General features: G+C 68.7%; 6 protein-coding genes and 2 pseudogenes. 4 read left to right on the top strand and 4 right to left on the bottom strand.

The genetic code is table 11. The annotated features are described in order from the left end of the window. Positions 1–344, bottom strand: a pseudogene (locus NL1_RS34675) (sensor histidine kinase); the annotation flags it as partial. A 65-nt stretch (positions 345–409) separates the two neighbouring features. Then, positions 410–853 carry a hypothetical protein gene (locus tag NL1_RS34670; protein WP_067848853.1) on the bottom strand — a complete coding sequence of 148 codons (444 nt, stop codon included), beginning with the start codon at positions 851–853 and terminating at the stop codon, positions 410–412. Positions 854–1183: 330 nt separating this feature from the next. Between NL1_RS34670 and dnaE the strand changes: the two genes are divergently transcribed. Then, positions 1184–4729: a DNA polymerase III subunit alpha gene (gene dnaE, locus NL1_RS34665; RefSeq protein WP_084511387.1), complete on the top strand. Its 3546-nt coding sequence runs from the start codon at positions 1184–1186 to the stop codon at positions 4727–4729. 238 nt (positions 4730–4967) lie between these two features. Then, positions 4968–5369, top strand: a complete 402-nt coding sequence (locus NL1_RS34660; protein ID WP_067848840.1) for a hypothetical protein — start codon at positions 4968–4970, stop codon at positions 5367–5369. A gap of 49 nt (positions 5370–5418) precedes the next feature. Here NL1_RS34660 and NL1_RS34655 read toward each other — a convergent pair whose 3' ends face one another. Beyond that, a complete protein-coding gene (locus NL1_RS34655; RefSeq protein ID WP_373862616.1) occupies positions 5419–5979 on the bottom strand; it encodes a class I SAM-dependent methyltransferase in 561 nt (186 codons plus the stop codon). 190 nt (positions 5980–6169) lie between these two features. On the opposite strand from NL1_RS34655, the gene treZ reads away from it, so the two are divergent. Both treZ and NL1_RS34645 read left to right on the top strand, forming a co-directional pair. Then, positions 6170–7936: a malto-oligosyltrehalose trehalohydrolase gene (gene treZ / locus NL1_RS34650; protein ID WP_067848838.1), complete on the top strand. Its 1767-nt coding sequence runs from the start codon at positions 6170–6172 to the stop codon at positions 7934–7936. 64 nt (positions 7937–8000) lie between these two features. Further along, positions 8001–9221: a serine hydrolase domain-containing protein gene (locus NL1_RS34645; RefSeq protein ID WP_067848835.1), complete on the top strand. Its 1221-nt coding sequence runs from the start codon at positions 8001–8003 to the stop codon at positions 9219–9221. Positions 9222–9306: 85 nt separating this feature from the next. Here NL1_RS34645 and NL1_RS34640 read toward each other — a convergent pair. Next, positions 9307–9982, bottom strand: a pseudogene (locus NL1_RS34640) (pyridoxal-phosphate dependent enzyme); the annotation flags it as partial.

Genomic DNA, 9982 nt, shown 5'->3' with positions numbered 1-9982 from the left:
ACCAGCACCGGCCGCTCGCTCACGACCGCCCGCCGCGCGGCATCGGCGAAGACCTCGGTGAGATCGGCGTGCGGCCCGTCCCAGGCCAGCACCTCGCCCTCGGGATCGGCGACGCCGAGGGCGGCCGCACCGGTCAGCGCCCTCAGATGTGGCGCGGCCTCCTGCGCTGACCGGTCGGTGAGCCCGCGGCGCAGCGGCACGGCCGCCAGCGAGGCGGTGTGCAGCGCCGAGTGCACGGCGCGTTCGGCGGGCGTGGTGACGACCCGCCGCGTGCGCAGCCACACCAGCAGTGCGCCGCCGGCCACCAGCGCCGCCGTGACCACCGCCACCGCGGTCGCGGTCACCGGACCACGGCCAGGAATCGACCGATCATCGTCCGATTATCGGCCGCGCGGGCGGTGGGTGTCGGTCAGCCCTGGTACTTGGAGACCTTGAACTGGATGGTTCCCGGCTGGGGAAGGTGTGCCGCGCCCAGCGTGATGGTGGCGGTGAAATCACCGACGCCGGGGCTGAAGATCGCGGACTTGCCGTCGTTCGTCCAGGAGCCGGGGCCATTGGCCGTGCGGGTCACCGAACCCGTTGCGCCGGTGGCGGTATTGCGCCAGTTCAAGGTCACCGGGAGGTTGCAGTTCCCGACGCCCCACATGGTGGAGGCCACGGTGAACGCCGCGGCCTCCGGGTAGGCGTCCCCGTTGACCGACGCGTCGATCTGCGCGATGCACGGACCGTTGGTCATCGAGTAGACGGTCACGAACTTGCTGCTGTCGGCCGCGGCGGGCGCGGCGGTGATGGTGAGCGCGGCCGCGGTGAGCGCGGCGGCGGCCGGAACTGCCATGGCTAACGTGCTGGTCATCTTGGTGATCATCATTGACACCTCGATCAGGATCGTTGCGGATAGGCGTACCTGCATATGCGGAGGGACACTACCAACACCGAACGCGCCGTCCGGTCGCTTTCGATCGATCTCACCGCGCGCACGCACACTGCCTCCGGTGGCGGGAACGGGCCGTCGCGGACGCCGATTCCCGGCCGATCCGGTCGGCCGCTCGCGACGCGCCGGTGATCTTCTTCACGACGCGCCGATGATCATCCTGGCGGCGCGTGCCGGTGCGAAACCTTGTCGCAGGGGGCGCATAGACTCGTTGCTCCAACCCCCGTCGAGCCCTTGGGAGGAAGGACTGTCTTGGCCGAGTCCGGATCGTTCGTTCACCTGCACAACCACACCGAGTACTCCATGCTCGACGGCGCGGCCAAGATCTCTCCGCTGTTCACCGAGGCGAAGCGACTCGGGATGACGGCGGTCGGCATGACCGACCACGGCAACATGTACGGCGCGTCCGAGTTCTACAACTCGGCCAAGAAACACGACATCAAGCCGATCATCGGCATCGAGGCCTACATCGCGCCCGCCTCCCGGTTCGACACCAAGCGCGTGCAGTGGGGCGATCCGAGCCAGAAGGGTGACGACGTCTCGGGTTCGGGTGCCTACACCCACATGACGATGGTCGCCGAGACCGCGACCGGCCTGCGCAACCTGTTCAAGCTCTCCTCGCTGGCCTCCATCGAAGGACAGCTCGGCAAGTGGGCGCGCATGGACGAGGAGATCATCGCCCAGTACGCCGAGGGCATCATCGCCACCACCGGCTGCCCCTCCGGCGAGGTCCAGACCAGGCTGCGCCTCGGCCACGACCGCGAAGCACTGGAAGCCGCGGCCAAGTGGCAGGAGATCTTCGGCAAGGACAACTTCTTCCTCGAGGTGATGGACCACGGTCTGTCCATCGAGCGGCGGGTCCGCGAGGGCCTGCTGCACATCGGCAAGCAGCTGGACATTCCGGCGCTGGCCACCAACGACTGTCACTACGTGACCAAGGATCAGTCGGCCAACCACGAGGCGCTGCTGTGCGTGCAGACCGGCAAGACCCTCTCGGACCCGACCCGCTTCAAGTTCGACGGTGACGGCTACTACCTGAAGTCGGCCGCGGAGATGCGCGCGCTGTGGGACGCGGAAGTGCCCGGCGCGTGCGACAGCACGGTGAGCATCGGCGAGCGCGTGCAGTCCTACGACGACGTGTGGGACTTCAAGGACCGCATGCCGGTGTTCCCGGTGCCGGAGGGCGAGACCCAGGATTCGTGGCTGCGCAAAGAGGTCGACCGCGGTCTGGACCGCCGGTTCCCCTCCGGCGTGCCGCAGGAGTACTACGACCGCGCCTACTTCGAACTCGATGTCATCCGGCAGAAGGGCTTCCCCGCCTACTTCCTCGTCGTCGGCGACCTCGTCACGCACGCGAAGGAGGTCGGCATCCGCGTCGGCCCCGGTCGTGGTTCGGCGGCCGGTTCGCTGGTCGCCTACGCGCTGGGCATCACCAACATCGACCCGATTCCGCACGGCCTGCTGTTCGAGCGGTTCCTGAACCCCGAGCGGCCCTCCGCGCCCGATATCGATATCGACTTCGACGATCGCCGCCGCGGTGAGATGGTGCGCTACGCCACCGAGAAGTGGGGCACCGACCGGGTCGCCCAGGTGATCACCTTCGGCACCATCAAGACCAAGGCGGCCATCAAGGACTCGGCGCGAGTCCAGTTCGGCCAGCCCGGCTTCGCCATCGCCGACCAGATCTCCAAGGCGCTGCCGCCGCCGATCATGGCCAAGGACATCCCGCTCTCGGGCATCATGGATCCCGATCACGAGCGGTACAAGGAAGCCGCCGAGGTCCGCGAGCTCATCGGCAACAACCCCGATGTCGCCAAGATCTACGAGACCGCCCGCGGCCTGGAGGGCCTGATCCGTAACGCGGGCGTGCACGCCTGCGCGGTGATCATGTCCTCCGAGCCGCTGATGGACGCGATCCCGGTGTGGCGCCGCCCCCAGGACGGCGCGATCATCACCGGCTGGGACTACCCGTCCTGCGAGGCCATCGGCCTGCTGAAGATGGACTTCCTCGGCCTGCGCAACCTCACCGTCATCGGTGACGCGCTGGACAACATCCAGGCCAACCGCGGCGTCGACCTGGACATGGACAACCTGCCGCTGGACGATCCCGCCACCTACGAATTGCTCTCGCGCGGTGACACTCTCGGCGTCTTCCAGCTCGACGGCGGGCCCATGCGCGATCTGCTGCGCCGCATGCAGCCCACCGGCTTCAACGACATCGTCGCCGTGCTCGCGCTGTACCGTCCCGGCCCGATGGGCATGAACGCGCACAATGACTACGCCGACCGCAAGAACGGCCGCCAGCCGATCAAGCCGATCCACCCGGAGCTCGAGGAACCGCTGAAGGACATCCTCGCCGAGACCTACGGCCTGATCGTCTACCAAGAGCAGATCATGTTCATCGCGCAGAAGGTCGCCTCCTACTCCATGGGTAAGGCCGACGCGCTGCGCAAGGCCATGGGTAAGAAGAAGCTCGAGGTGCTGGAGGCCGAGTACAAGGGCTTCCACGAGGGCATGACCGCGAACGGGTTCTCCGAGGGCGCGGTGAAGGCGTTGTGGGACACCATCCTTCCGTTCGCCGGCTACGCGTTCAACAAGTCGCACGCCGCGGGCTACGGCCTGGTCTCCTTCTGGACCGCCTACCTCAAGGCCAACTACCCGGCCGAGTACATGGCGGGCCTGCTCACCTCCGTCGGCGACGACAAGGACAAGGCCGCGGTCTACCTGTCGGACTGCCGCAGGCTGGCCATCACGGTGCTGCCGCCGGACGTCAACGAGTCCGAGCAGAACTTCGCCTCGGTGGGCAAGGACATCCGCTTCGGCCTCGGCGCGGTGCGCAACGTCGGCGCCAACGTGGTGTCCTCGATCATCCAGGCGCGCAAGGAGAAATCGAAGTTCACCGATTTCTCCGACTACCTGAACAAGATCGATGCCATCGCCTGCACCAAGAAGGTCACCGAATCTCTCATCAAGGCGGGCGGTTTCGATTCGCTCGGGCATCCGCGCAAAGGCCTGCTGCTGATCCATTCCGACGCCATCGATGCGGTGATGACCACCAAGAAGGCCGAGGCCATCGGGCAGTTCGACCTGTTCGGCGGGCTGGACGCCGACGAGTCGGTGGCCTCGGTGTTCAATGTCGCGGTGCCGGACGAGGAATGGGAGTCCAAGCACAAGCTGGCGCTGGAACGCGAAATGCTCGGCCTCTACGTCTCCGGGCATCCGCTCAACGGCGTGGAGCACGTGCTCGCTGCGCAGGCCGACACCCCGATCCCGACCATCCTCGAAGGCGATGTGAAGGACGGCGCGCAGGTCACCATCGGCGGCATCCTCGCCTCGGTGAACCGGCGCATCAACAAGAACGGCCTCGCCTGGGCCTCGGCCCAGCTGGAAGACCTGACCGGTGGCATCGAAGTGCTGTTCTTCCCGCAGGCGTACTCGGTGTACGGCGCCGACGTGGTGGAGGACGCGGTGGTGCTGGTGAAGGCGCGCGTCTCAGTGCGTGACGACCGAATCTCGTTGATCGCCAACGATCTCGCCGTCCCCGACCTGTCCTCCATCGGCGTCGCCAAGCCGCTCGCGGTGACCATCTCCACCCGGATGTGCACCCCGGACAAGATCGGCGAATTCAAGCGCGTCCTCTCCCGCCACCCCGGCACCTCCGACGTGCACGTCCGCCACGTCGGCGCCCGCGAGAAGACCACCCTGCTCAAACTTGACGACAGCCTGCGCGTCTCCCCCTCCTCGGCCCTGTTCGGCGACCTCAAGGCCCTGCTCGGGCCCAGCTGCCTGACCATTTGACCGACGGCGGCCGCCGGATCCCCGCGGGAATCGGCGGCCGCGCGAAGGCCGAGATCAGCAGTCCCGCACGGGGAATGGAGACGCCGAGAAAGGCCGCGAGTTCGGTGAGCACGAGTTTCGAAGTGCCCTGGGCGAACCGGCCGCCCGACCGGCGCTTTAACCGAGTCTTCAGCCGACAATAAGCCGCCGGGGTAAGACTCGGAGTCGTTCGATCCCCTCTCAGCACAGGACAACGATCATGGCAGCAATCCTTCGTCCCTTCCGCGCGGCACTGGTCGCGCTCACCGCTCTCGCGGCCACCCTGGTGGTCGCCGTCGCGGGTGCGGGCGCCGCACACGCCGGGGTGTACGCGGAAATCAAGTTCGCGCCCGGCACCAGCGAGGCCACCCTGGACGGGGCGGTCGTGCGTGGCGACGCCGACAGCTATCTGCTCGAGGCGCGGGGCGGGCAGCTGCTCCGGACCGCCATCGTCGCGCTGGAGGACAACGTGAACTTCAGCGTCTCCGCGCCCGACGGGCTGGTGCTGGTGGTCGAGGAGACCGCGACCGAGATCGTGCTGCCCTACGACGGTCTGTACCGCGTGCTCGTCGCGCCGACCCGCGGCAACGCCGGCTACACGCTGCACGTGGAAATCCACTGACGCATCCGCTCCGGCCGTGCGCGGTCTGCGTCCGGCTGGTCGGCTAGGACTATGCGGAGACCGCCACTCCCAGTGTCAACGCGGCGAGGAACTTCGGTCCCTCGCCGTAGAACACGTCCAAGTCGCGGATCTCGAGCCCGGCGGCCTGCACCAAACCGCGGATATCGCGGTCGAGGTTGCACCCGCCCGCGATCTTCTTCTGGATCGGATTGAGCCGGTGCTGCCAGGCCTGCACCTTGGCGTCCGGTGCGAGACCGTGCTCGACGAAATGCAGGGTCCCGCCCGGCACCAGCACCCGGCGCACCTCGGCCAGCGCGGTCGCGACATCCGGGATGGTGCACATCGTCCAGGTCGAGAGCGCGGTGTCGAAGCTGTTGTCCGCGAACGGCAGCGACTGCCCGTCCAGCCCGGCCCGCTCGATCGGCACCGTGGCGCGGGCGAGCCGCTTGCCCGCCAGCTTCCAGCCGAGGTCGGCGGGCTCGACCGCGCTGATGGATTCGACGGCCGCCGGGTAGAACGGCACGTTCAATCCCGAGCCGAAACCGATCTCGACCACCCGGCCGTGCAACCCGGCGCATGCGCGTGCGCGCTGCGGTTCGTTGAACCGCATGCCGCATGCCAGTTCCACCAGCCGGGGCACGACCTGGTTTTCGTAGAGTCCCACCCGTTCACTCTCGCAGCCCAGCTGCCGGTGCGCCAGTGCCGCTCGATTACCGTCCGGCTGGACGCGGGACGAGCGACCGCCGCGCCCGGGCATTCGCCGGGGTGAGGTCGCCCGCCGGGCGTGCGATGCTGGCGCGGTGACTGTCTTCGAGGTGTGGGCGCCCAAGGCCGGCACGGTGCGGCTCGAACTGGACGGAAACATGCACCCGATGTGGTGCTCCGCCGGTGGATGGTGGCGCGTCGAGCGGGACGCGCCGAACGGCGCACGGTACGGATACCTGCTCGACGACGATCCCACCGTGCTGCCCGACCCGCGTTCGGCCCGTCAGCCGGACGGCGTGCACGAGCGTTCCGCGACGCACGTGTTGGACCCGGCCGCGTGGACCGACGAAGGCTGGGCCGGCCGCCCGCTGGCGGGCGCGGTCTTCTACGAGCTGCACCTCGGAACGTTCACTCCCGAGGGCACTTTCGACGCGGCGATCGCACGCCTGGACCACCTCGCCGACCTGGGCGTCACCGTGGTGGAGCTGATGCCGGTGAACGCCTTCGACGGCACTCACAACTGGGGCTACGACGGTGTGCTCTGGTACGCGGTGCAGGAGAGCTACGGCGGCCCCGACGGTCTGCAACGGTTCGTGAACGCCTGTCACGCGCGCGGCCTGGCGGTCTGCCTCGACGTCGTCTACAACCATCTCGGACCGTCCGGCAACTACCTGCCCCGCTTCGGTCCCTATCTGACCGAGGGCCGCAACACCTGGGGCCGCAGCCTCAACCTGGACGGCCCCGCCTCGGACGAGGTGCGCCGCTACATCATCGAGAACGCGCTGCGGTGGCTGCGCGATTTCCACATCGACGCGTTGCGGCTGGACGCGGTGCACGCCCTGGTCGACCGCACCGCCACCCACCTGCTGGCCGAGCTGGCCGCCTCGACCGAACGCCTTGCCGCACACGTGCGCAGGCCGCTGACCCTGATCGCGGAGAGCGATCTCAACGACCCGCGGCTGATCACCCCGCGTGCGGCGGGCGGATACGGGCTGACCGGGCAGTGGAACGACGACCTGCACCACGCCGTGCACACCGCGGTCTCCGGTGAGCGGCAGGGCTACTACGCCGATTTCGGCTCGATGGCCTGCCTGGCGCGCACCCTGACGCACGGCTACTTCCACGCCGGGACGTACTCCAGCTTCCGCGGCCGCATCCACGGCCGTCCGCTCGACCGGTCGGTGGTGCCCGGTTCGGCGCTGCTGGCCTACACCTGTACCCATGACCAGGTCGGCAACCGGGCGCTGGGCGACCGGCCGAGCGCCTCGCTGACCGACGGCCAGCTCGCCGTCAAGGCGGCGCTGGTGCTGTGCTCGCCGTTCACCCCGATGCTGTTCATGGGCGAGGAGTGGGGCGCGCGCACGCCATTCCAGTTCTTCACCTCGCACACCGATCCGGAGATCGGCGCGGCCACCGCGGCCGGGCGCAAGGACGAATTCGCCGAGCACGGCTGGCCGGGCGAGGACGTGCCCGATCCGCAGGACCCCGCCACGTTCCAACGCTCCAAGCTGGACTGGTCCGAACTCGCCGACCCCGCGCGGGCCAGGCTGCTCGCCTGCTATCGCGCGCTGGTCGCGCTGCGCAGACAACACCCGGATTTGACCGATCCATTGTTGTCGCACGTGCGAGTGGACTACGATGAACGGTCCCGATGGCTCGTGCTCCATCGTGGCTCGCTCCGCCTGGTGTGCAACCTCTCGGAGGACCCGGTGCGGGTGCCCGTCATCGGGTTCGCGTTGTTGTCCTGGGATCCGCCGACCGAAGGGCCAACGGGCACAACGATTCCCGCGCACTCCTTCGCACTGCTCGCCGACTCGCCCGTGTTCGCGAAAAGCACCGTGACCGAACCGATTCCCGGGTAACGGTACGCCAACTGTCCCGGACAGGGCCATTGCCCAGCGTGACCGTCGCCACTACCTTGGAGTAATGAGCAACGTGGCTTCAGTCAGCGGCAGCGCCGCCGCCGAATTCGGACCTCTGGTACGCGCTTTCACCAGAACGTTCGGAAATCGTCGCGGCGCGGGTGGTGCGCTGGCGGTGCACCTGAACGGCGAACCCCTTGTCGACATCTGGATCGGCGCCGCGGGCGAGAGAATCTGGACCCGCGAGACCGGCTCGATCATCTTCTCCGCCACGAAGGGCATCACCGCCACCGTCATCCACCGGCTGGCCGACCGCGGACTGCTCGACTACAACGCTCCCGTCGCCGAGTACTGGCCGGAGTTCGCCGCCAACGGCAAGGGCCGGATCACGGTGCACCAGGTGATGACGCACAGCGCGGGCCTCTCGGCGCTGGCTCCGATCGCGAAGAGCCCGGACGAGATCCTCGACCACGAGCTCATGGAGCGGCGCCTGGCCGCGGCCACACCCGATCGGCTACTCGGCGTGCCGACCTATCACGCGCTCACCTACGGCTGGCTGCTCGCGGGCGTGGCCCGCGGGATCACCGGCAAGAGCATGAGCGAGCTGTTCCGCACCGAGGTGTCCGAGCCGCTCGGTGTCGACGGGCTGCACCTCGGTCTGCCGCCCGCCGAGTCCGCCACGGTGTACGCGCCGTTGGCGGGCAGCCAGCTCAGCCTGCTGAGCAAGCCGCTCGGTGCGCTGATGATGCGCCGCAGCCATCTCATTCCCGGCGCGCTCGGCGCGGTTACCCGCTGCCTGTTCCTGCCCGGGCTGGAGGGCATCCTGGAGGGCGACGGCCCGTCGATCCTGCACACCGAACTGCCCGCGGGCAACGGCGTGGCCACCGCGTCCGCCCTGGCCACCATGTACGGCGCGGTCGCGAGCGGCGAGACGCCCGACGGCCTGCCGTTCCTCTCGCGCGAGACCGTCAGGGAACTGAGCAAGGTGCGCACCTACCGCCTCGATCACGCGCTGTTCTACGCGCCGATGATGTGGCATCTCGGCTACCACTCGCTGCCGATGCCGGGCGCCCGCGGCGGTCTCGGCCACCTCGGGCTCGGCGGCTCGTTCGGCTGGGCCGATCCGCGCCTCGGCCTCTCGGTCGGCTTCGTGCACAACCGGCTCTCGGCGGGTCAGCTGGGCGTCGACCAGTTCTCGGCCATGTGGTTGCTGCCGCTGATCCTCAACTGCCTGCGCGCCACCCGTCGCGTCACGCTCGACGAGACGCGCGACGCGGCGGCCTGACCGCCGCGGAATCTCGCGATCCGGCCTGGCCCGGGTCGGCACAGTGACCACCGCCCCGCCCGGTCCGCGAAACGGGCGGGGTGTGTCAGGTCAGGTACCGGTAGGCCGGTGAGTCCGGCTCCAATCGCTCGCACTGGATGGGCGAGGCGGCCATGCGTTCCAGCACGGACTCCAGCCCGTCCGGCGTGCCGAGCTCGATGCCGACCAGCGCCGCTCCGGTCTCCCGGTTGTTGCGCTTGACGTACTCGAACAGGGTGATGTCGTCGTCCGGGCCGAGCACCTCGTTGAGGAAGCGGCGCAGCGCGCCGGGCTCCTGCGGGAAGTCGACGAGGAAGTAGTGCTTGAGCCCCCGGTGCACCAGCGAGCGCTCGATGATCTCGCCGTAGCGCGACACATCGTTGTTGCCCCCCGACACCAGGCACACCACCGTCGAGCCCGCGGGCACGGTGATCTCGGCCAGCGCGGCCACCGCGAGCGCACCCGCGGGTTCGGCGATGATGCCCTCGTTCTGATACAGGTCGAGCATGGTGGTGCAGATCGCGCCCTCGTCGACCTTCAGCATGCGGAAAGCGCCTGCGCCGCTGCGGGATTCGGACTGGATCAGTAGCGGCAGCGAGGCATGCGAGACGATCCGGCCGCCGAAGCCCGCGACCGCGGCGTAGGGCACCGCGCCGATCCTGCGCACCGCGGCGCCGTCGACGAACGGATCGATCTCCGGAAGCGTCACCGGCCCGCCCGCGACCAGCGCCGCGGTCATCGAG

This window comes from Nocardia lijiangensis NBRC 108240 (assembly GCF_001613045.1).
GTDB classification, from domain to species: Bacteria; Actinomycetota; Actinomycetes; order Mycobacteriales; family Mycobacteriaceae; genus Nocardia; species Nocardia lijiangensis.
The sequence above is the reverse complement of the archived record's forward strand: the minus strand, read 5'-3'. Positions and strand labels throughout refer to the sequence as shown.